Below are 21029 nucleotides of genomic sequence, written 5' to 3' on the forward strand. Positions count from 1 at the left end.
TTGGTCTTTCAGTCAGAAGGAAAAGGAAATCACCACTCGCGGCCGGCCCGGTTCGGGCCGAGCTGGTCGCCCCGTACACCCTTCTCGAGCCAGGCGCCGAGGCTGCACGCATCGCTGCCGGGCCGGTCGGGGCGCATCGGGCCGACGAAGACGCTGCTTGCCGGTTCGATCACGTCGCGGTCGATGTAGTCCGGCCCGTATCCCGGCCAGCGGGGATCGATCGCCTCGACCGTCAGGCGACGGGCGCCGTAGGTCCATGCGACTGAGGCCATGTAGGCCGGTCCGTCCGCGATGCGCTCCATCCTCTGCCACGCCCCGTCATCGACGCGGCAGCGGCAGAGCGAGGGCGCCTCGTCGGACAGCACCACCGCCCGCACGGTGATGCGGCCCGCCTCGTCGCCGCGCAGGCCGTGCGTGGCGAGGCGCCGGTCGGCGGGGCTGGTGATGAGGACGAACGGGCCGACCCTGTCGAGGGGGCGGAAGCGCCAGCTCACCTCGCCCGCATCGATGGCGCCGACCGCGTAGCCGACGGAGCCGTCCTCGTTCTGGCCGACGGAGCGGGCGGCGGCGTAGGTCGTGCGCCCGTCATGGGCCAGCTCGTTGTAGTGGGTGTGGCCCATCTCCACGAGGCGCACGCCCTGGCTCCAGAAGAGGCCGGCGACCTCCGCCGCTTCCTTCTTCTCCAGATCGTCGGGATAGGCGTGCATAAAGACCGCGCAGGTCTTTCCCTCGCTGCGGGCGCGCACGACCTCCTCGCTGAGCCAATCCATCTGCGTGGGGCCGATGCGGAAATCGAGGCCCTTGCCCTTCTGGCCGAACCCGGCGCTGATCATGTCCACGAACAGGCAGCGCACATCGCCGTAATCGGCGGCGTAGTAATACTGCCGGATCGACGCGCGCTGCGGATCGACCCCCGGTCCCGCCGGGGGCTGTAGGAGGTCGTTCGCCACGCTCGGATGGCGCCCGGCCATTACGGCTTCGTGGAAGCGGGCGAAGTCCTCCATCGCGCCGTATTGCCGGTCGTGGTCGCCGGGAATGAGCAGGATCGGCAGGGAAGGCTGGCCCCGCAGCGCCTGCTCGATCAGCGTGTATTCCCCGGCGGCGCCGTTCTCGGCGATGTCGCCCGGCAGGTAGACGAAGTCAAAGGCGTCCCGGCCGAACGAGGCGATCTGGTCGAGGATCGCGATAAGATCCCGGTGGTGGGGCGCGTCCCGCACCGTGAGGTGCTGGTCGCCGACATGCAGGAAGACGAAGGGCCGGGACGACCCGTGCGAGGGAAGCGTGGTCATGTCGGCCTGCTCAGGCGGTCGCGGCGGCGCGGGGCAGGGTGTCGCTGCCGGTCGCCGGCAGATCGTCCCGCGTCTCCGGCATCAGCATGAGGTACAGGGCGAAGCCGACACCCGCGATGGCCGCAAGCGACAGGAACGCCGCCGAATACCCGGCCGAGACGATGATGACGCCGGCCAGCGTGGCGCTGAGCGAGGCGCCGACGCCCTGCGCTGTGGCGACCGCGCCCTGCGCGGCGTTGAAGCGTCCGTTGCCGCGCGTCAGGTCGGCCACGACGATGGGGAACAGCGCGCCGTAGATGCCCGCGCCGATGCCGTCGAGGAGCTGCACACCCACCAGCCAGAACGGACTGTCCGAGAAGGTGTAGAGCACCCCCCGGATCGCCAGGATGCCGAAGGCGACGAGAAAGATCGGCTTGCGGCCGATGGCGTCGGCCTTGGCGCCGACGAACATCGCGGTCGGCACCATCACGCATTGAGCGGCCACGATGCAGATCGCGATGAGCGAGGTCGCATGGTCCTTGCCGGAGATATGGGTGAGCAACTGGCCGACCGAGGTCAGCATCGCCGCGTTGGCGAGGTGGAAGATCGCGCAGAGCACCGCGAAGAGCAGCAGCCCCTTGCTCTTGAGCAGGGTCTTCAGGCTCGACGGCTCCTCGTCGTCCTTGGTCTCGGCGGTGGTCATGCCCCGCGCGAGGTCGTCATCGATCTCCTTGGCTGGCACCAGCAGCATCGCGCCGATGGAGAGGGCCGCCAGGAGGCCCATCAGCCAGAACACCACCACCGGGCCGAAGAAGTAGGCGAGGCCGCCCGCCGCCGCCGCCGAGACGGCGTTGCCGGCATGGTTGAAGCCCTCGTTCCGGCCGATCCGCTTCGAGAACATCTTGGGCCCGACGAGGCCGAGCGTGATCGCGGCGAGGGCCGGCGCGAAGATCACGCCCGCGACATGGGCGAGGGATTGCGTGGCGGTGACGACGTAGAAGTTCGAGACGAAGGGCAGGACGAGGCAGCTCGCCGTCACCGCGATGGCGGCGGCGATCACCACCGCCCGCTTGTGGTTGGTTTTGTCGATGAAGGCCCCGGCGGGCGTCTGCATCACGAGGCCGATGATGCCCGCGATGGTCATCACGAGGCCGGTCGTCGCCTCGTTCCACCCCTGGTCCGGGCCGCGCACGGCGATCAGGTAGATCGCCAGATAGGGGCCAAGGCCGTCTCGCACGTCCGCGAGGAAGAAGTTGAGGGCGTCGAGGCCGCGCAGGGCCTTCGCCGAGGGAGCCTTCGTGCTCCCGCCCCTCATCTCGTTCGGCAAAGCTGCCCCGGCCATGGATAGAATCCTCGATCGTCCGCCCCCGCGGACCGAGCGCCACCATGACGCGCCACGGCAGATGCAGTTCCGGTTGGCAGTCTCCGATGACGATTAGTTGAGCAGAACGGCCGGAACCGGCAGCTTTCGCCCCATTACGGTGAGTCTTCGCTGTCTGATTTAGCGACGTCCTCTGTCGTGTTTTGCGACAGTGCCGGGTCATCTACGGCGAGGCCGTAACGTTCGATCTTCGCGTAGAGCAGTTGCCGCTGGATGCCGAGGCGCTTGGCGGCGCGGGTGCGGTTGCCGCCTTCGTCTTCGAGCGCCCGCGCGATCATCCGGCGTTCGAGCCGCGCGACGGCGCCCGGCAGGTCGCCGGCCTCGTCCTCCGCCGTATCCGGTGCGGCGGGTGCGCTGCCCGGCAGGTCGATCTCGTCGGCGGCGATCATCCCGCCGCGCACCAGAACGGCGGCGCGCTCCACCACGTTGCGCAATTCGCGGACGTTGCCGGGCCAGGGATAGGCCAGCAGCCGCGCCGCCGCCCCGGCGCTGAGGCGCTTGCCGAAGGCGGCAAGGAAATATTCGGCGAGCGGCACGATGTCGGCGAGGCGGTCGCGCAGGGGTGGCAGGGCGATGGGGACGACCGCCAACCGGTAATAGAGGTCGGCGCGGAAGCGGCCCTCCGCCACGAGGGCCGGGAGGTCGCGGTGGGTCGCCGCCACGAGGCGGACATCGATCCGCAGCGGCCGCCCGCCAAGGGGCGTGACCGTGCGGTCCTGGATCACCCGCAGGATCTTGGCCTGCATGGCGGGGGCCATGTCGCCAACCTCATCGAGGAACAGCGTACCCCCGGCCGCCTGGGCGAAGGCGCCGCTCCGGTCGGCCGTGGCGCCGGGGAAGCCGCCGCGCGCATGGCCGAACAGCTCGATCTCCAGCAGGTCGGGCCGGATCGCGGCGCAATCCACCGGTACGAACGGCCTCTCGCGCCGGGCGGAATAGGCATGGATGGCGCGGGCGACCTCCTCCTTGCCGGTGCCGGTCTCGCCGCCGATCAGCACCGTCGCCGGGTTGTCGGCGACGAGACCGATGGTCTTCTGCACCCGGCGCATCGCCTCGCTCGACCCGACGAGCCCGCCCGCTGGGCGCTTGCCCCCCTGCACCGGATCGGGCCGCGCGCGCTGGAGCATCCCGTCGAGGGCGGCGGCGAGGTCGGCCCGGCCGACAGGCTTCGTGAGATGATCGTGGGCCCCGAGCCGCATCGCCTCGATGGTGTTGGCCGGACTCGCATAGGCCGTGAGCACGAGGACCGGCGGCGGCTCGGCCTGCGTGCGGATGCGGGCGAGCGTCGCCATGCCGTCGAGGTCGCCCGGCATCCGCAGGTCGAGGAGCACGGCGTTCACGCCCCCCGCCGCGAGACATGCCAGGGCTTCGCTGCCGCTCGCCGCGACGACCGGACGATGGCCGAGATCGCCCACCGTCTCGGCCAGACCCTCGCGCAGGGCGGCGTCGTCATCCACGATCAGGACGGTCGCCATGGCAGCTCCATGAGGAAGGTGGCGCCTTCGCCCGCCGGGGATGGCGCCAGGGTCACGTCGCCCCGATGCGCCCGCGCGATCTCGCGGACGATGGCGAGGCCGAGGCCGGTGCCGCCGGGGCGCGCGGTGGCGAAGGGCTCGAAGATCGCCACGCGCAGGTCCGGATCGACCCCCGCGCCGGAGTCCGAAACGGCGATGCTGAGAAGCACGTTGCCGTCCCGGACGACACGCCGGGCCTCCACGCGGACGATGCCGCCGTCGGGGCTGTGCTGGATCGCGTTGAGGATCAGGTTTTCCACCGCGCGCACGATCTGCGCCCGGTCGAGATGCGGATCGTCCCCCGGCGGCAGGCTGTCCGCCTCGACGGCGATGCGGACATCGCGCGCCTCGGCCAAATCCCGATGGTCCTGCGCGCACTCCATCAGCAGCGGGCCGACCGGCACCGGGCTGCGGGCGATGGAGCGCGGCTGCGTGAGGTTCAGGAGGTCGCGTAACAGGGCATCGACGCGGGCGATCTGCCCGATCACCGATTTCAGGGCGGTCGCCGCCCGTTCGGGTTCGCCGTTGGCCAGGGCGTTCTCGGCCTTCAGCCGCATGGCGGCGATGGGGTTGCGGATCTCGTGGGCGAGGTCGGCGGCGAGGCGTCCCACCGCCGCGAGGCGTTCGGCGGACACGGCCCGCTCGCGGGCGGCGCGCAGCCGCCCCCCGGCGGCGTTCAGGGCATCGACCAGCCGGTCGAGTTCCGATTCCCCCGTGCGCTGCAGGTGCGGCAGTTCCTCGGCCTCCGCGAGGGGCGAGGCGAGGGCGGCCTCCAATTGCGCGATCCGGCGGGAGAAGCCGATCAGGAACCGCCCGAGGAAGATCGCGGCGCCGACCACCGTCACCGCCAGAAACCCGAGGCCGACGAGCAGCCGCGTGTAGGACGGTCCCTCGGCCACATGGGCGCGGATCATCGTCCAGGCGGTGGCGTCGGGGCCGTAGGCGCGCAGCGGACAGCCCTGGAGCACGAGCACCTGGGTCCGGTTCGGTCGCCGGAGCGTCACGGCGTGCTCCACCTGCAGCGCCTCGGTCGTCACCGCCGCGATGACCGGGCGCTCGGCCTCGGGCAGGTCGGTCTTCGGGCCGGTGCCCTCGTAGGTCGGGAAGGCGTAGGCGACCGAGCCGCCTGAGGCCGTCCAGATGCCGCCCTCGACGCCGGGCAGGGCTTCGAGAGCCAGGGCGACGATGCGCTCGGGGGCGGTGCCCGGCGGGAGCGGACCCTTGCGCCCGGCCACCCGGTCGATGATCTCGCGGCATCCGCGCGTCACCGCCACCTCGGCTTCGGCCACCTGCACGGCGGTCGATTGGCCATAGAGTCCGTAGAGCAGCAGGCCCGTGGCCGCGCCGGAGGCGAGCAGCATCATCCAGAGCGCGGACAGGCGCGCCCGCAGGCTGTTCGTCCTCAAGGGCGGGCTCCGCGCGGCACCGTCGGGCTCCGGGATCCGCCCCGGAGCGACATCGTGACCGATGGGGCCCGGAGGGGTTGGATGATGACGGTCAGCGGGGCATCCTGTGACCTGCAAAGTCAACCGATGTATGAAAAGGGACAGTGCCATTGTCCACGCCCGCCCTCGTCAATGCGAGCACGCTCTCCGAACTCGGTGACGTGATCGGGCGGGAGCGATTGGAGAAGCTGATCGCCCGCTTCTCTCAGGCCCTGGCCGACGCCTTCCCGGAGGTCGAGCGCCCGACCGTCGAGATCGGGCGCGAGGCGCACACCCTGGTCTCGATGTCCGGCATGCTCGGCTGCGACGCCTTCAGCGCCGCCTGCCGCACCCTCGAGCGCGAGGCGAAGGCGGGCGATGGTATCACCGCGCCCCTCGCCGAAGCGCGGCGCCTGCGTGACGCCACCCTCGGCGCCCTCTCGGAGAACAGCCTCGCCTAGCTCGCCCGCTGGAAGATCTGGGCCTCGGCGGGCAGGGGCGGCAGGGGGCTCTCGAAGGTGAGCACCGCCCCGCTCGCGGGGTAATCCAGCGTGACTGCGCCGCCGAAGCTGTGGGCGAGGCTGCGGGCGATCAGCCGCGTGCCGAAGCCGGTGCGCGTCGGGGGCGCGACCGGCGGCCCGCCGATCTCCTCCCAGCGGAAGCACAGGACCGGATCGCCCTCGGGCCGGGCCTCGACCACGTGCCACGTCACCGCGACATGGCCGGCGGGGGTGGAGAGCGAGCCGTACTTCGTGGCGTTGGTGCCGAGTTCGTGCAGCATCAGCGCCAGCGTCATGCCCTGGTGAGCGTTCAGCGTCACGTCCGGCCCCTCGACGCGGAAGCGGCCCGGCACGCCGTCGCCATGGAGCGTTACGGCCGTGCCGACGAGGGCCGAGAGCGAGGCGCTGGCGAAGGAGCCCTGCACCAGAACGTCATGCGCCTGCGCCAGCGCGAGAAGCCGCGCGGAGAGCGAATCCGAGGCGGTTTCGAGGGAGACGGCGTTGCGCAGGGTCTGCGCCGCCACCGCCTGCACCAGCGCCAGCGTGTTCTTCATGCGGTGAGCGAGTTCCTGCATCAGCAGGGTCTGCCGCGCCTCGGTGGTCTTCAACTCCGTGATGTCGCGGGCGACCGCCAGGATCCGCTCCGGCCGCTCGTCGGCCCCGTGGATCGACGTCACCGCGATGTCCCACCACGTCGAGATCCCGCGCACCTCCAGTTCCGCCTGGAACCGGTTGGCGCGGCCGAGCCGGGCCGAGTGCAGGCCGGAGAGCACGGCGTTGCGGCTGTCGGGGCAGATCCAGAAATCGACCCACAGCTGACCGAGCGCCCCCGCCGCGCTGACGAGGCCGAGGATCGAGGGGCCGTTTTCGCTGAGCGTGATCAGGCGACCGTCGAGATCGAGCACCGCCACGAAATCGTTCGTGGTCCACAACAGGCGCCGGTTGAATTCCTCGCTAGCCTGGAGCTTCGCGTTCAGTTCCTCGGCGCTGGCGAGGCGGGTGGCGCTGTGCTCGGCGGCGATCCGACCGCTCTCGACCATGCGGTTGAGGCGGGCGTTGCGGCGAATCTCGCTGTCGGCGAGTTCCGTCGCCTGACTCAGCAGAAGCCGCAGCCGCGCGTTCTCCGCCTCGAGATCTTCGCGGCGGACCACGACCGGTTCCAGGTCAGTCAACGCAACAAGCAGATCCATCGCAGCGCCCCCGCCGTACCCCAACCGGAGGCCCCGTCACGGGGCTCGAGCCCTGCGAAGGCGCGGTCGGCGACGGTCAGATCGGAGCGAAGACGGCGTTGGCGGACTGGGCCCGCTTCTATGTCGCCGCCCCCGCCCGCAACCACGCGATTCGAGGGGTGCTCGACCGTATCATGCGGCCAAGCTGCCGCAAGCGAAGACTGTGTCAGTTCGCTTGCGACAAAAGCGACGAATCCCGAAAATTGTATTCGATTAGACGTTCAGCGTTTTCGCATAAGCAATACCAACCACCCGATACCGAGAATAAATACGACGAGTCCGATTGACACAAAAACCGGAGTCCCGAGGTCGATGAGCCGGGGGGCGAGCTGAGTAGCGAAGGCCGCGACCACAAGGGCCACCGCGACGCGGGCGGCGGCGCGCTCGATCCCACGCGTGACCTTGTCGAGGCCCTTGATCTCGATCTCGACGGTGACGCGACCCTGCTTCAGCCGCACCAGCATCAGGTGGATGAGCGTCGGCAGCTCTGAGGCGGCGCCGTAGAGGCCCGCGCCGAGGGCCTCGGCCTTCTGCTTCAGCCCGTCGAGGGAGAATTGCGAGCGCATGCTCGCCCGCACCGTCGGCGCGGCGGCGGCGAAGAGGTCGAAGTTCGGATCGAGGTGGCGCATCACGCCGTCCGCCGTCACGAGACCCTTGAACAGGATCGCAAGGTCGGTCGGCATCGCGAGGTCGTTCTCGCGGGCCATGTTCATGAAGTCTGTAAGGACAAGCCCGAGGTTCAGTGGGATCGTGGAGTGGCTTTCCACGAAGGCCTGGGCCGAGACCTGGAGCTTGGTGAGGTCGGGGTTGCTGGTGCCGGTCCAGTCGAGCAGCACGGCCATCAGGCCGTCCGCGTCCTGCTTCAGCATGGCGCCGATCAGCACCAGCAACTGGTTGCGCCGCCGTTGCGACAGGCGGCCGATGATGCCGAAATCGATGAAGCCGATGCGGTTGCCCGCCATCGCCAGCATGTTGCCGGGGTGCGGGTCGGCGTGGAACTGCCCCTCGATCAGGGCCATCTGCAGGAAGGCGTCGGTGCCCTTCTGAGCGAGCATCTTCTTGTCGATGCCCGCCGCCGCCAGGGCGGCCTCGTCGTTGGGCGGGATGCCGTGGATGAAATCCTGCACCAGCACCCGCTCGGAGCAATACTCCCAGTGGATGCGCGGGAACACGATGTCGTCGCGCCCCTCGAAGATCTGCGCGAGCTGTTCGCAGTTCCGGGCCTCGTTGAGGAGGTCCAGCTCGCCGTTCAGGCCGTCGGCGAGGTGGCGCATCTGCTCGCGGGGTTGGTAGCGGGCCATGTCCGGCCACTCCGCCTCCACGATGCGGGCGCCGTGCGCCATCAGCCGCAGGTCGGCCTCGATGATCTTGCGCAGGTTCGGCCGCACCACCTTGACGATGACGTCCTCGCCCGAATGCAGCCGCGCCCGGTAGACTTGGGCGATGGAGGCCGAGGCGAGGGGTTCGATGTTGAACTCGGCGAAGATCTCCGCCGCCGGGCCGCCGAGGTCCTGCTCCAACTGATCCTTGATCTGCTCCCACGGCACGGGAGGGACCTGGCTGTGCAGCTTCTGCAACTCCTCCGTCCATGCGGGGGAGAGCAGATCGGGCCGGCTCGCGAGGATCTGGCCGAACTTGATGAAGGTCGGCCCCAGCGCCTCGATGGCCCGGCGCATCCGCTCGGGCTCGGAGAGGCGGGTGACGTCGACGCGTGGCTGGCGGCGCGGCAGCAGCGGAAGCGCACGCAGCCCGAGACGGTCCACGACGCGGGTGACGCCGAAACCGATCAGGATCGAGGCAATCTCCGACAGCCGCTGGCGGTCGCGTGCGGCAACGAAGGCGGTTTTGAGCATGAGGCTGGCGGCATTCCTGAATGGGGCTTCACCGCAGCCCGATCTTAAGGACTTTTTTGGGACCTACTTACGCAGATCCGCTGCCGGCATCGCCGCAGGGCGATGCCGGCGTGGCGGTTCAGCCCTGCACGGCGCCGTCGATGGCGTCGAGCACGCGGTCGATGTTGTGGGTGTTCAAAGCGGCGACGCAGACGCGGCCGGTCTCAAGGGCGTAGACCTCGTGCTGCTCGCGCAGGCGGACGGCCTCGTCGGGGCTGAGGCCGGTATACGAGAACATGCCCTTCTGCACCTTGATCGCCTCGAAGCCCCGGTCGGGGTGGCGCTGGTGCAGGCTGTCGGCCATGCGCACCCGCATCTCCTGGATGCGCTCGCGCATCTGGCCGAGCTCCTTCTCCCAATCGGCCCGGAGCGCCGGATCGGTCAGCACGATCTCGACGATGGCGGCGCCGTGCGTCACCGGGTTGGAGTAGCTCCACCGCACCAGCCGCTTGGCCAGGGCCTCGACCTTGGCGCGCATGGCCGGATCGGCCGCGACGATCGTCAGGGCGCCGACGCGCTCACCGTAGAGCGAGAACGACTTCGAGAACGACGAGGCGACGAAGAACTCCTGGCCCGATTCGGCAAAGCGGCGCACCGGCCCGGCATCCGCGTCGAGGCCCAGGCCGAAGCCCTGGTAGGCGATGTCGAGGAAGGGGATGAGCCCGCGCTTCTGCATCAGCGGCACGAGGTCCGCCCATTCCTCGTCCGTCAGGTCGGCGCCGGTCGGGTTGTGGCAGCAGGCATGCAGCACGACGATGGAGCCGGCCGGCATCGTCTCGAGGGCCGCGCGCATGGCCGGGTAATCGGCACCGCCGGTCTCATTGTTGAAGTAGGGGTAGTCCACCACGGTGAAGCCGGCCTGGGTGAACAGGGCGCGGTGGTTCTCCCAGGTCGGGTCGCTGACGGCGACGGTCGCGCCGGGCTTCAGCTTGGCGAGTACGTCGGCGCCGATCTTCAGGGCGCCCGTCCCGCCGACGCTCTGGAGCGTCGCGGCCCGATTCGCCTTGAGGATCGCCGCGCCCTCGCCGAACAGCAGCGCCTGCACCGCGTCCCGGAACGGCTTCGTGCCTTCGATGGGCCGGTAGGTCTTCGGCAGGCCCTTCTCGATCCAGCGCTTCTCGGCCTCCTGCACCGCCCGCAGGCGCGGCACCTTGCCCTCCGCGTCGGTGTAGACGCCGATGGCGAGATTCAGCTTGCCCGGACGGGTGTCGGCATTGAACGCCTCGAACAGGCGCATGATGGGGTCGAGCGGCGCATCCTGGATGCCAGCGAACAACGAGGTCATGGAATTGGTCCCGAAACGGCTGAGGCGACCCGCCGGGGACGATGCTTCGCCGCCGCGGTACTGCGGATCGGGACGCCTTATCGCGCAGATCGCGCGGGACCGCGACCCTGTCTGCACGCAGGGCTGGTCGAAAATCCGTGACGACTATCGCCGCGCGTAGGTGAGGCTGCGTATACTCGCGCAAGTTTGTATCCGCCGAGGCCGCCCCGGACCATGAGAGCCCTCGCCCTGGCCCTGTGCTTCCTCGCGACGCTGCCCGCCGCCGCGCAGGTCTCGCCACCGGTTCGGATCGGCCTGTCCGCGCCGCTCTCGGGGCCGGATGTCGGCTTCAGGCAGGGCCTGCGCGCGGGCGCCGAGCAGGCGGTGGCCGATCTCAACCGCGCGGGCGGGCGTCGCTTCGCCCTCACCGCCGCCGACGATGGCGGAGATCCGAAACAGGCTGCCGCCGTCGCCACGCGGTTCGTGGCCGACGGGATCGACGCGGTGGTCGGCCCGTTCGAATCCGCCGCCGTGGCGAAGGCGGCGCCGGTCTACGAGCGGGCCGGCACGGTCCTCGTGGCGCCGGGCGTCACCTATGGGCCGCTGACGGGGCGGGGTTTGTGGAACCTGTTCCGCCTCGGCCCGAGCGATCCGCAGCAGGCCCGTGCCGCCGCCGACTATCTCGCCCGGGTCTATGCCGGGAAACCCATCGCCATCCTCAACGACCGCACGACGTTTGGGCGCGGCCTCGCCGACGCGGTCGCCGCGCGGCTGCACGACCTCAACCAGCACGAAGCGGCCTTCGAGGGGATCGAGCGCGGCAACCGCGATCTCTCGGCGCTGGTGAGGCGCCTCGCGGCGGCCAAGGTGGCGGCGGTGTATTTCGGGGGCACGGGCGCAGACGCGGCGACCCTGGTGCGGGCCATGCGGGAGGCTCATCTCGCGGCGCCGCTCATCGCCAGCGACGGCATCCTCACCCCGGCCTTCGCCGCGAGCGGGTCGGCGGGGGAGGGCACCGTGATGACGCTGCCCCCGGACCCGCCGCGCCTGCCCGACCTCAAGGCCGGCAAGGCGGCGCCCCGCACGCCGGAGGCGGACTCGGCGGCAGCCGGCGCCTATGCCGCCGTGCAGCTCCTCGCCCAGGCCCTCGACAGAGGGCAGGCGGCCGATGCGAAGGGCAAGGTCAACGGACACAAGCTCGCCGACGCCCTGCGCATGGGCAAGTACAAGACGGTCCTCGGCGATCTTTCCTTCGACGGGCGGGGCGATCCGGCGGGCGGGATGGTGTTGCTGCGCGTCTGGCGCCGCACGCCGGACGGGCGGCTCGATTATGCCGGGCAAGAGCCGCCCTCCTAACGAAGAATGGTGAAAACGGATTGTATTGCGGCACCGGGATCGTCGCAGCCGACTTGCGGCTGTGTTCCATGGCGACTAAATCCGTGCTTCGCCGCCGGGCAGAAGTGATCCCCCCTTTCGGATCGGACCGTCGTGCTCCGGCGTTTTTCAGACGACACGGGTTGTCGAACGCTGTTTTGCCGGAACGCCTGCTGCCGGACGGTCCGACTGGAGAAGGTGTATGGCCAAAGAAGAGTTGATGCAGTTCGACGGTCTCGTGATCGAGATCCTTCCCGATGCCCGCTACCGGGTGCAGCTGGACCAGGGCCACGAGATCGTCGCCTACACGGCCGGCAAGATGAAGAAGAACCGCATCAAGACGCTGGCCGGCGACCGGGTGACGGTCGAGATGTCGCCCTACGATCTGGAGAAGGGCCGTCTCGTGTTCCGTCACAAGGACGAGCGCGCTTCCGGTCCCCGTCCGCCGGTGCGCGGCGGTCAGTTCCGTCGCCGCTGAGGTGACAAAGCCGGGCGGCGCCGCCGCCGCGGCTTACCCCCTCCTGACGCTCACCGCGCTGCTCTGGGCGGGCAATGCCGTCACCAGCCGGTGGGCCCCGGGCCATGTGTCGCCGCAGGTCATCACGACCCTGCGCTGGCTCGTGGCCTGCACGGTGCTGATGCCGTTCGCGGGCCCGCGCATCCTGGCCGAATGGCCGATCCTGCGGCGTCACTGGCTGCGCATCCTGCTCATGGGCGGGCTCGGCTACACCGCCTTCAATTGCCTGTTCTACGCGGCCGGCACCTATACGGGCGCGGTCAACCTCGCCCTGTTCCAGGGCTCGATCCCGGTCATCGTCATCCTGGCCAACCGCATTGCCTACGGCGTGCCGGTGGGCGGGGGGCAGGCGGTCGGGGTGGTGCTCACCCTGGCGGGCGCGGCGATGGCCGCGAGCCATGGCGATCTCTCCGTGCTCACGAACCTCGCCTTCAACCGGGGCGACGTGCTCGTGTTCGGGGCCTGCCTGCTCTACGCCGGCTATACGGTAGTGCTGCCGATGCGGCCGAAGGTGTCGGCGCTGGGCTTCTTCGGCGCCATGGCCGTCGCGGCCTTCGTGACGTCCCTGCCGCCGCTCGCGGTGGAAATGGCCACGGGCCACGCCGTCTGGCCGAGCCACGAGGGCTGGGCGATGGTCGCCTTCGTCGGCCTCGGGCCCTCGCTGCTGTCGCAGCTCTGCTTCATGCGCGGGGTCGAACTGATCGGCCCCAACCGCGCGGGGCTCTTCGTGAACCTCGTCCCGATCTTCGGGGCGGGGCTCGCCGTCCTAGTGATCGGCGAGCCCTTCGGTCCCGTCCAGGCGGCGGCCCTAGCCCTCGTGCTCGGCGGGATCGCCTGCGCCGAGCGCTTCAAGCCGCAGCCCGTGCCGGAGCCGGCTTACTCGCAGACGCGGACGCGGCGGAACAGCACGTCGCCATAGGCATCGACGTAGCGGCGACGCTCGAAATGGCAGACCGGGCCGTAATCCTCTTCCACGTAGACCGGGGGCGGGGCCCGGTAGACGGGACGGCCGGGGTAGTAGCCGTTGTTGGCCGAGCCGGCGATGGCGCTGCCGACCGCGAGGCCGCCGATGGCGCCGAGCGCCGCAGCGCCCGCCGGGCCGATGCCGTCCCGCGCCTGTGCGGCCGGGGTGAGGGTGATGACGCCGGCCAGTAGCGCGGCGGTCGCGAAGGTCGTCCGCATGTCCGTTCCTGTGATGAGTCTACGCCTTTCGACGTTGAGCCTATCTCACATGCGCTTTCGGGCGATTATTCGGCGAAGTCACGGCGCTTGACGGACGGCATTTCGCGTTCGAAACCGGGCCATGGGTGAGGAAACCGGCATGGTGACACGCGGCTTCGTCGGGCGACGGCAATCTCCGGAGACCGGAGCGCGGCTTCCGCCGGGCCAGTACCTGACGCAGGATTTCCCGATCCTGCAGATCGGGCCGAACCCGGTGATCGATATGTCCACCTGGCGCTTCACGTTGCGCGAGGGGTCCCGGCCCATCAAGGCGTATCGCTGGGAGGAGCTGGATGCCCTGCCGCGCACGAAGTGGCACGGGGACATCCACTGCGTGACCAAGTGGTCGAAGTTCGACACGCAGTGGGAGGGCGTCACCATCGACGACCTCCTGGCCGATGCGAACATCTCCGCGCCGACCGCCTACCTGCTGGCCGAATCCTTCGACGACTACACCACCAACGTGCCGGTCGTGGATCTCCTCAACGGCAAGGCGATGATCGCCACGCGCTACGCTGGCGAGCCGATCCATGCCGACCATGGCGGCCCGGCGCGCCTGTTCGTGCCGCACCTGTATTTCTGGAAGAGCGCCAAATGGCTGAAGGGCCTGCGCTTCACCAACACCGACACCGCCGGCTACTGGGAACTGCGCGGCTATCACATGTACGGGGACCCTTGGCGTGAGCAGCGGTACATCGGAGATTGAGCCGGCGACGGCCGAGCCCATCGTTTTCCGCTGGCACGAGGCGGAGGTCGCCTCCGTCACGGTGATGACGCCCCATGTGAAGAGCGTGCGCCTGCGCTGTGCCCTCGCCGGTCGGCAGCGGGCGGGGCAGCATGTCGATGTGCGCCTCACCGCCCCGGACGGCTACCGGGCGAGCCGCAGCTATTCCGTCGCCTCGGTGCCGGATGACAGCGGGACCCTCGAACTGCTCGTCGAGGGTCTACCTGGCGGCGAGGTCTCCGGCTGGTTTTTTGAGTCCGCCGAGGTGGGGGACCGGCTCGAACTGCGCGGGCCCATTGGCGGATCGTTCTCCTGGGACGGGCCGGATGGCGGGCCGCTGTTGCTTGCCGGCGGCGGTTCGGGCGTGGTGCCGCTCCTCGCCATGCTGCGGCGGCGGGCCGAGGTGGCGCCGGCAATTCCGGCAGCGCTGATCTATTCGGTGCGCAGCCGCGCCGAGGCCATCGCCCTCGAAGAGCTGGAAGCCCGCCACCGCGCCGAGCCGAACTTCTCGCTGTTCCTCCGCACCACGCGGGAGGGCGAGGGGCGGCGGATCGATGCCGCCCTGGTGCAGGCGGCCCTCGCGAGCATCGGCTCCCCCACCAAGGTGTTCCTCTGCGGCTCGAACCGCTTCGTCAGCCCGGCCGCCGACCTGATCATGGCGGCGGGAGTCCCGGCCACGATCATCCGCACGGAGCGGTTCGGCGCCTGAGCCGCGAGGCGCGGAACCGGGCGTCGGCGTGACCGTTCGATTCCAGCCGGCAGTCACGCCGTCGTTGGAGGTCTCGATGCCTGGGATGTTGTCTCGCCTTGCCCTCGTCACCCTGGCCGTCGGCGGTTTGACCGGCACGGTCGCCGCCAGGGACGCGGCGGCCCCCAAGAAGCAGGGTCACACCACGACCCTCAACGGGTTCAAGCCCGCCTATCAGGCCAACACGCAAGTTTCCGGCACGGCGCGGCCTTATACTTGGCCGGTCTCCGAGCGCTACCGCCCGGTGTCTCAGCCGTATTTTGGCCGAGCTTACTGAGGTCGATCTGCGCGAATGAAACAGCGGCGGTCCCGAGGACCGCCGCCCTGCGTCGATCCAGCTGCGAACATTGCCGGCTCGGTAACTGCGTAGAAACAACGGAGGCGCATACGTAGGGTCCACCGGTTGGACCCGATCCGTGCAGTGCCCCGCTTCTTCATCGACCTCCATGACGGCAGCAACCTCGTCCGCGACAAGGAGGGGTTCGATCTTCCCGATCTCGATGCCGCCCGCGCCCAGGCCGCGCGGATCATGACGCGGATCGCGCAGGGAATCGCCGAGGGGCCGGAGCGGCAGGATTACGTGCTGGCCGTGCGGACGGAGGACGGTACCGTCCGTTTGCGGATGCGCATGTCCCTGGACCCCGAGCCCTCGGAATAGTCCGCACGCGCAAGCAGGCCCCTCATGCCCGGGGTGGAGTGGTCAGCCCGCCCCGCAACCGTTACCATGCGTGCCTCGGACAAAAACGGGCGGCCTTCGGATGGACGCTCTCAAGCGTCCCGCGCGGGCCATGAGCGCCGCGTGTCTGTCCTGATGATACCGCGCCGTTCGATGCCGACTGGGCTTTGCCCCGGCGGACGGCGCCTTACCGAAAGCCTGACCGAAGTGCCCTTCCCGAACTTGCCCGCTCCCCTCTCGCGGGCCCTGGCCGAGCGCGGCTATGCCGAGCCCACCCCCGTCCAGGCGGCTGTGCTCGACGCCGCCGGCGGCGGTCGCGACCTTCTCGTCTCCGCCCAGACCGGCTCCGGCAAGACCGTCGCCTACGGCCTCGCCATGGCCGACATGCTCGTCGGCGAGGACGAGACCATGCCGGCCCCGGCCGCGCCGCTCGCCCTGGTGATCGCCCCCACCCGCGAACTCGCGCTGCAGGTGCAGCGGGAGCTCGAATGGCTCTACGGCGCCGCGCATGGCCGCGTCACCGCCTGCGTCGGCGGCATGGATCCCCGTCGCGAGGCCCGTCGCCTCGCTGAGGGCTCGCAGATCGTCGTCGGCACGCCGGGCCGCTTGCGCGACCACCTGGAACGCCGCTCCCTCAACCTTTCCACCCTGCGGGCCGTCGTCCTCGACGAGGCCGACGAGATGCTCGATCTCGGCTTCCGCGAGGACATCGAGTTCATCCTCTCGGCGACGCCGCAGGAGCGTTCGACCTACCTGTTCTCCGCGACGCTGCCGAAGGGCATCGAGGCCCTGGCCGAGCGCTACCAGCGCGACGCCCTGCGGCTCGCCGTGAAGAGCGAGACGCGCGGCCACGCCGACATCGCCTACAAGGCGGTGCGGGTGGTGCCGCGTGAGATCGAGCACGTCGTCCTCAACCTCCTGCGCGAGGCCGATGCCCCCACGGCCATCGTATTCTGCAACACCCGCAACGCGGTGCGCCACCTCCAGGCGAACCTGACCGAGCGCGGCTTCTCCGTGGTCGGTCTCTCGGGCGAGATGGGTCAGGGCGAGCGCAACGCCGCCCTCCAGGCCCTACGCGACGGCCGGGTGCGGGTCTGCGTGGCCACCGACGTGGCGGCGCGCGGCATCGATCTGCCCTCGCTCAGCCTCGTCATCCACGCCGACCTGCCGCATGACGCCGAGACCCTGCAGCACCGCAGCGGCCGCACCGGCCGGGCCGGGCGCAAGGGCACCTCGGTGCTGCTGGTGCCGAACGCCCGCCGCCGCCGGGCCGAGCAGATGCTCGCCATGGCGAAGGTGCAGCCGGAATGGTGCGGCCCGCCTTCGGCCGACACGATCCGTGGCCTCGATGCCGAGCGGATGCTCAGCGATACGCTGATCGCCGAGCCAGCCGCCGAGGACGATTCGGTGATGGCCCAGATGCTCCTCACCCATAAGAGCCCGGAGGAGCTGGCCAACATCGTCGCCCGCATCTACCGCACGCGGCTGCCGGCGCCGGAGGAGGTCACGGACCCCGGCGAGGGGCGTGCCCGCGCGGAGCGTCCGCCTTATGATCCGATGAACCCGGAAATGATCGCGTCGATGGGCCCGGCGGTGTGGTTCCGCCTGAACCTCGGCCGGCGCGACAACGCCGACCCGCGCCGCCTGCTGCCGCTGCTGACCCGTCGCGGCGGGCTCGACCGTCAGGAGATCGGCGCGATCCGCATCTTCGATCGGGAGACCAAGTTCGAGGTGCGCGGCCACGCCGCCTCGCGCTTCGCGGAAGCCTTCGCGCGGAACGGGTCGCCGGAAATCCAGGTCGAGGCGCTGCCGGCGGAATTCGCCCCGGCGCCCCGCAAGGGACCGCCCGGCGGCAAGGGGCCGGGCTCGCCCCGCGCCGACCGCCACCGCCGCAATGCCGGCAAGGGCGGCTTCAAGCCCCAGCAGCGGGGCTGAGCCCCTAGAACGCGCTGCGGACGGCGTCGCCCAGCGCGCTCACGCTGTCCTTGATCTTGCGCCCGGTGGGCGCAAGCGAGGGCAGCTTCACGCCCAAAATCTCGGTCTCATCCGAATCGGCTTCCGCCGAGGCGGTCTGCGTCACGGCCGGCTTGGCGATGGCGGGGGCAGGCTTGGCGGCGGCCGCCTTCACAGTTGGCTTGGGCGTCTCGGCCTTCGCGGCCTTCACCGGCTCGTGCGTGGGTTTGGCCGTCGCCACCGGGGCCGGCTTCGGCTTGGCCGGTGCGGGCGTCGCCACGGCAACGGGCTTCGGCGGCGCGGCCTTGGGCGGCTCTTCCGCCACCTGCACGGCCTCGTCGCGCGCCCGCACCGTCTCCGAGGGGCGGGGCGCGAGGGCCGCGACGGTGCGGCTCGGCGTGACGATCCGGGCGGCGGGCACATTCGCTTGAACGGCCACCTCGGTCGGCACCGGGATGCGCTCGGTCGGCTTCACCGGCGCCGGGCGCTGGGCGACGGGTTTCGGCTGCGGCGTCGGCAAAGTGGGCGTGCCGCCGTCGAAGGCCTGCGGGTCGGTGGAGAAGGCAGCCATGCGCGGACCGGGCGCGGCCTTCGGCGCCTCGGCCTTGCTCTCGGTGATCTTCACGGGTTCGCCGGCCCGGGCGGGCAGGCCGTCCTTCAGGTCGGGCCAGCTCGACGCGAGGCCCTGGCCGATGGCCGGCGGCTGCGTGAGCCGCGGGATCGGCGTGACGAGCCCCGCCATGACGGAAGACGCAGCCACGGCGAAGGCGGACAGCACGGCCGCGCCGGCGACGCTGAGGAGCAGCGGCCGCGCGAGCGAGCGTTGACCCTGCGGCACGGCGGCGGCACGGGCGGTGCGCCGCTCCGACGTGTCTAGTGATAACTCGGACATCGGTTGCGATCTCGGACCTGATGCGCGACGGTCGCCATCGGAACGCCCGGATTCGGCCGGTCCGGCCCGATGCGCCCGCCGGCTATCGGCAAGCTCACCGATTGATGGCTCGCAATACGGCACAATGATGTCGCCGCGCGACAACCCTGTGTCGTGTCTAATCGAGTCCGGTCGCGTCGAAGTCATCCACAGGATTTACGACGTTTCGCTTAAGGAATAGTAGTCGAGCCGTCCTTCAGGACCTCACCCTCTGCTCCCCTTGAACGGGCTTCGTCACACCGTGGATACGCGCCCGAACCTGCTGCCGCCGCACCGGCCCGCCCGGGCGAGGTCCATGCCCTGGTCCGGCTGGTCGACGCGGACGCGGCTCATCGCGGTGGTACTGCTCATCGACCTGCTCGCCGCCGTCACCTCCTGCGCGGTGGTGGTGCTGAACGCCCGCACGGCGGTGCGGGTCGAGACCCGCGCCTCCCTCGCGACGGTGGAATCGCTGGTCGCGGACACGATCCGCCTCTCGGATACCTCCTCGCCGGAAGCGTTGCTTCAGGCCCTCGACCTGCGGTTCCGGGTGCTTCGGCACGTTCGCGTGGCCGTGCTCGACGCGCAGGGTCAGCGTGTCGGGCCCGTGGGGCCCGCCAAGCGGATCGAGCGCGAGGCGCCCGCGTGGTTCGCGCGGATGATCATGCCGCCCATCGAGCGGCACAGCCTGCCCATCGCGGTCGGCGGTCGCGTGCTCGGCACGGCGCAGATCACGACGCAGCCCATGGACGAGATCGAGGAGATCTGGGGCTACGTCCGTGCCCTCTCGCTCACGACCTTCGCCGTCAACCTTGCGATGCTGGTGGCGCTCTATCTTGCCCTGGCACGCATTCTCGCGCCGCTGCGCCGCCTCGGCGAAGCGCTGACGCAGCTCGAACACCACGATTACACCGCCCGCCTCGCACCGCCGGGCACGCCTGAACTGGCCGTCATCTCAGAGCGGTTCAACAAGGTGGCCGGGGCGCTGGCGCAGACGCGCTCGGCCAACGCCAGCCTGAACCAGAAGCTCCTGACCGCCCAGGACGACGAGCGCCGCCGCACCGCGCTCGAACTCCACGACGATTTCGGCCCCTGCCTCTTCGCCCTGGAGGCCAACGCCGCCTCCATCGCCCGCATCGCAGCGGGGGCGAAGGAGGTGGACCGCACCAAGCTTGCGGCCCGCGCGGCCGAGATCGGCACCATCGTGGGGCAGGTGCAGGGGGTGAACCGCGCGCTTCTCAACCGCCTGCGTCCGCACGGCCTCGGGCAGGCGCCGCTGCCGACCTGCCTCGATCTGCTGCTGCGCGGCTTCGGCGAGCGGCACCCCGGCATCGCCTTCGTCGGCCAGTTCGACGGGCTCGCCCGGGGCTACGGCGATCTCCTCGACCTCACCATCTTCCGGTGCGTGCAGGAGAGCGCCACCAACGCCGTGCGCCACGGCGGCGCAACCCGCGTCGAGGCCACCGCCGCCGAGCGGGACGGCACGGTCTACGTGGAGATCCGCGACAACGGCACCGGCATCCCCACCGAACACCGAATCGGCCTCGGGTTGTCGGGGATGCGCGAACGTGTCGAAGCCCTCCAGGGGACTTTCGCCCTTGACAATATCGGCCCGGGGGCGATCGTCCGTATCGCCATTCCGATCCCGCCCGAGCGGAGCCCGGAGCCCGGCGACGAACTCATCTCCGCGCAAAGCGTATGAACGCCATCGCCTCTCAGATCGAGCCTGCCACCACTCGGCTCCCGGTGCTCGTGATCGACGACCACCCCATCGTCCTGCAGGGATGCCGACGCGTCCTTGAGGATGCCGGTGTCGAGACCATCGCCGAGGCGACGACCGTGGTGGGCGGCTACCGCATCTTCCACCGCCTGCGGCCGCCGGTCGTCATCTGCGATCTCACCTTCCAGGGCAGCGGGCTGGCCGGGCTGGGGCTGATCCGGCGCATCCGCGCGGTGGCGCCGAACACGCGCATCCTCGTCTTCAGCATGCACAACGATCCGGTGATCGTGGCCCGCGCCCTCGAAGCCGGGGCGCTCGGCTACGTCCTCAAGGATCACGCCTCGGCCGAACTCTACGACGCCTTCGAGAAGGTCCGCATCGGGGAGGTCTATCTCGACCGCCGCCTCGCCACCGAGGTCGCGATGCTGCGTGCGGATGCCCGCCGCACCCCGGAACTGCAATTGACGCCGCGCGAGCAGCAGATCCTGGCCCGTCTGGCGCAGGGCCGGTCCTACGGTGCCATCGCCTCCGACCTGTCGGTGAGCTATAAGACCGTCACCAATTCCTGCTCGCAGATGCGGCAGAAGCTCGGCGTGCGCACCCTGGCCGAACTGATCCACGTGGCCGTCACCCACGCGCAGCGCCAGGGCTGAGCCCGCGCAGGCGATGCAAACGGGCCACGGCCCGTCGCAACCTGTCCCCGCCTGCTTGATT

General features: G+C 70.2%; 20 protein-coding genes. 11 read left to right on the plus strand and 9 right to left on the minus strand.

Annotated features, from left to right (window positions below; genetic code table 11):
- Positions 1-29 precede the first annotated feature (29 nt).
- The 4 genes from MKK52_RS15720 to MKK52_RS15735 form a co-directional block, all read right to left on the minus strand.
- Entirely contained in the window at positions 30-1289 is a 1260-nt protein-coding gene (locus MKK52_RS15720) for a metallophosphoesterase family protein (RefSeq protein WP_243955387.1), read from the minus strand.
- A gap of 10 nt (positions 1290-1299) precedes the next feature.
- Positions 1300-2610, minus strand: a complete 1311-nt coding sequence (locus MKK52_RS15725) for an MFS transporter (protein ID WP_243955390.1) — start codon at positions 2608-2610, stop codon at positions 1300-1302.
- Positions 2611-2744: 134 nt separating this feature from the next.
- The gene (locus MKK52_RS15730; protein WP_243955392.1) at positions 2745-4124 is read right to left on the minus strand and encodes a sigma-54-dependent transcriptional regulator; all 1380 of its coding nucleotides are present in this window, start codon (positions 4122-4124) and stop codon (positions 2745-2747) included.
- The gene (locus MKK52_RS15735) at positions 4109-5569 is read right to left on the minus strand and encodes a sensor histidine kinase (RefSeq protein WP_243955394.1); all 1461 of its coding nucleotides are present in this window, start codon (positions 5567-5569) and stop codon (positions 4109-4111) included. Before MKK52_RS15735 ends, MKK52_RS15730 begins: the two co-directional genes overlap by 16 nt.
- Before the next feature lie 149 nt (positions 5570-5718).
- Here MKK52_RS15735 and MKK52_RS15740 point away from each other — a divergent pair, with 149 nt between their 5' ends.
- On the plus strand, positions 5719-6048 hold the full coding sequence (locus tag MKK52_RS15740) for an Hpt domain-containing protein (RefSeq protein ID WP_243955396.1): 330 nt from the start codon (positions 5719-5721) through the stop codon (positions 6046-6048).
- Here the strand turns inward: MKK52_RS15740 and MKK52_RS15745 are convergent.
- From MKK52_RS15745 to MKK52_RS15755, 3 genes are all read right to left on the minus strand, one after another.
- Entirely contained in the window at positions 6045-7238 is a 1194-nt protein-coding gene (locus MKK52_RS15745; RefSeq protein ID WP_243955398.1) for a sensor histidine kinase, read from the minus strand. The two genes, MKK52_RS15740 and MKK52_RS15745, sit on opposite strands and share 4 nt — an antisense overlap.
- 299 nt (positions 7239-7537) lie before the next feature.
- Positions 7538-9169 (minus strand): ABC1 kinase family protein, encoded by a 1632-nt coding sequence (locus MKK52_RS15750; RefSeq protein ID WP_243955399.1) that lies wholly within the window; start codon positions 9167-9169, stop codon positions 7538-7540.
- A gap of 118 nt (positions 9170-9287) precedes the next feature.
- Positions 9288-10493: an aromatic amino acid transaminase gene (locus tag MKK52_RS15755; RefSeq protein WP_243955401.1), complete on the minus strand. Its 1206-nt coding sequence runs from the start codon at positions 10491-10493 to the stop codon at positions 9288-9290.
- Positions 10494-10706: 213 nt separating this feature from the next.
- Between MKK52_RS15755 and MKK52_RS15760 the strand changes: the two genes are divergently transcribed.
- From MKK52_RS15760 to MKK52_RS15770, 3 genes are all read left to right on the plus strand, one after another.
- Positions 10707-11828 (plus strand): branched-chain amino acid ABC transporter substrate-binding protein, encoded by a 1122-nt coding sequence (locus tag MKK52_RS15760; protein ID WP_243955403.1) that lies wholly within the window; start codon positions 10707-10709, stop codon positions 11826-11828.
- A gap of 220 nt (positions 11829-12048) precedes the next feature.
- Positions 12049-12324 (plus strand): translation initiation factor IF-1, encoded by a 276-nt coding sequence (gene infA, locus MKK52_RS15765; RefSeq protein ID WP_238250273.1) that lies wholly within the window; start codon positions 12049-12051, stop codon positions 12322-12324.
- A 1-nt stretch (position 12325) separates the two neighbouring features.
- The gene (locus MKK52_RS15770; RefSeq protein ID WP_243955405.1) at positions 12326-13282 is read left to right on the plus strand and encodes a DMT family transporter; all 957 of its coding nucleotides are present in this window, start codon (positions 12326-12328) and stop codon (positions 13280-13282) included.
- Here MKK52_RS15770 and MKK52_RS15775 read toward each other — a convergent pair.
- Positions 13240-13545 (minus strand): hypothetical protein, encoded by a 306-nt coding sequence (locus tag MKK52_RS15775; RefSeq protein WP_243955407.1) that lies wholly within the window; start codon positions 13543-13545, stop codon positions 13240-13242. The two genes, MKK52_RS15770 and MKK52_RS15775, sit on opposite strands and share 43 nt — an antisense overlap.
- 139 nt (positions 13546-13684) lie before the next feature.
- Between MKK52_RS15775 and MKK52_RS15780 the strand changes: the two genes are divergently transcribed.
- The 5 genes from MKK52_RS15780 (at position 13685) to MKK52_RS15800 (ending at position 17667) form a co-directional block, all read left to right on the plus strand.
- The gene (locus tag MKK52_RS15780) at positions 13685-14290 is read left to right on the plus strand and encodes a sulfite oxidase-like oxidoreductase (RefSeq protein WP_243955862.1); all 606 of its coding nucleotides are present in this window, start codon (positions 13685-13687) and stop codon (positions 14288-14290) included.
- 64 nt (positions 14291-14354) lie between these two features.
- Complete coding sequence (locus MKK52_RS15785; RefSeq protein ID WP_243955864.1) at positions 14355-15017, plus strand: FAD-binding oxidoreductase; 663 nt, start codon at positions 14355-14357, stop codon at positions 15015-15017.
- 85 nt (positions 15018-15102) lie between these two features.
- Positions 15103-15333 carry a hypothetical protein gene (locus MKK52_RS15790; protein ID WP_243955409.1) on the plus strand — a complete coding sequence of 77 codons (231 nt, stop codon included), beginning with the start codon at positions 15103-15105 and terminating at the stop codon, positions 15331-15333.
- Between the two features lie 144 nt (positions 15334-15477).
- Positions 15478-15714, plus strand: coding sequence for a DUF6894 family protein (locus MKK52_RS15795; protein ID WP_243955411.1), 237 nt, complete (start codon positions 15478-15480; stop codon positions 15712-15714).
- A 225-nt stretch (positions 15715-15939) separates the two neighbouring features.
- The gene (locus MKK52_RS15800; RefSeq protein WP_243955866.1) at positions 15940-17667 is read left to right on the plus strand and encodes a DEAD/DEAH box helicase; all 1728 of its coding nucleotides are present in this window, start codon (positions 15940-15942) and stop codon (positions 17665-17667) included.
- 4 nt (positions 17668-17671) lie between these two features.
- Here MKK52_RS15800 and MKK52_RS15805 read toward each other — a convergent pair whose 3' ends face one another.
- Positions 17672-18577, minus strand: coding sequence for a hypothetical protein (locus MKK52_RS15805; protein ID WP_243955413.1), 906 nt, complete (start codon positions 18575-18577; stop codon positions 17672-17674).
- Between the two features lie 334 nt (positions 18578-18911).
- Here MKK52_RS15805 and MKK52_RS15810 point away from each other — a divergent pair, with 334 nt between their 5' ends.
- Together MKK52_RS15810 and MKK52_RS15815 are read left to right on the plus strand one after the other, a co-directional pair.
- The gene (locus MKK52_RS15810; RefSeq protein ID WP_243955416.1) at positions 18912-20297 is read left to right on the plus strand and encodes an ATP-binding protein; all 1386 of its coding nucleotides are present in this window, start codon (positions 18912-18914) and stop codon (positions 20295-20297) included.
- Positions 20294-20968, plus strand: a complete 675-nt coding sequence (locus tag MKK52_RS15815; protein WP_243955418.1) for a response regulator transcription factor — start codon at positions 20294-20296, stop codon at positions 20966-20968. Before MKK52_RS15810 ends, MKK52_RS15815 begins: the two co-directional genes overlap by 4 nt.
- Positions 20969-21029: the final 61 nt, after the last annotated feature.

The sequence above is a fragment of the Methylobacterium sp. J-067 genome (assembly GCF_022829465.1).
GTDB classification, from domain to species: domain Bacteria; phylum Pseudomonadota; class Alphaproteobacteria; order Rhizobiales; family Beijerinckiaceae; genus Methylobacterium; species Methylobacterium litchii.

What these genes read in the sequence shown, in the direction of transcription:
- MKK52_RS15750 (WP_243955399.1), bottom strand. Translation starts at nt 9,169, where the DNA reads ATGCTCAAAACCGCCTTCGTTGCCGCACGCGACCGCCAGCGGCTGTCG.
- MKK52_RS15805 (WP_243955413.1), bottom strand. Translation starts at nt 18,577, where the DNA reads ATGTCCGAGTTATCACTAGACACGTCGGAGCGGCGCACCGCCCGTGCC.
- MKK52_RS15730 (WP_243955392.1), bottom strand. Translation starts at nt 4,124, where the DNA reads ATGGCGACCGTCCTGATCGTGGATGACGACGCCGCCCTGCGCGAGGGT.
- MKK52_RS15720 (WP_243955387.1), bottom strand. Translation starts at nt 1,289, where the DNA reads ATGACCACGCTTCCCTCGCACGGGTCGTCCCGGCCCTTCGTCTTCCTG.
- MKK52_RS15725 (WP_243955390.1), bottom strand. Translation starts at nt 2,610, where the DNA reads ATGGCCGGGGCAGCTTTGCCGAACGAGATGAGGGGCGGGAGCACGAAG.
- MKK52_RS15815 (WP_243955418.1), top strand. Translation starts at nt 20,294, where the DNA reads ATGAACGCCATCGCCTCTCAGATCGAGCCTGCCACCACTCGGCTCCCG.
- MKK52_RS15780 (WP_243955862.1), top strand. Translation starts at nt 13,685, where the DNA reads ATGGTGACACGCGGCTTCGTCGGGCGACGGCAATCTCCGGAGACCGGA.
- MKK52_RS15755 (WP_243955401.1), bottom strand. Translation starts at nt 10,493, where the DNA reads ATGACCTCGTTGTTCGCTGGCATCCAGGATGCGCCGCTCGACCCCATC.
- MKK52_RS15785 (WP_243955864.1), top strand. Translation starts at nt 14,355, where the DNA reads ATGACGCCCCATGTGAAGAGCGTGCGCCTGCGCTGTGCCCTCGCCGGT.
- infA (WP_238250273.1), top strand. Translation starts at nt 12,049, where the DNA reads ATGGCCAAAGAAGAGTTGATGCAGTTCGACGGTCTCGTGATCGAGATC.
- MKK52_RS15810 (WP_243955416.1), top strand. Translation starts at nt 18,912, where the DNA reads ATGCCCTGGTCCGGCTGGTCGACGCGGACGCGGCTCATCGCGGTGGTA.
- MKK52_RS15775 (WP_243955407.1), bottom strand. Translation starts at nt 13,545, where the DNA reads ATGCGGACGACCTTCGCGACCGCCGCGCTACTGGCCGGCGTCATCACC.
- MKK52_RS15760 (WP_243955403.1), top strand. Translation starts at nt 10,707, where the DNA reads ATGAGAGCCCTCGCCCTGGCCCTGTGCTTCCTCGCGACGCTGCCCGCC.
- MKK52_RS15790 (WP_243955409.1), top strand. Translation starts at nt 15,103, where the DNA reads ATGTTGTCTCGCCTTGCCCTCGTCACCCTGGCCGTCGGCGGTTTGACC.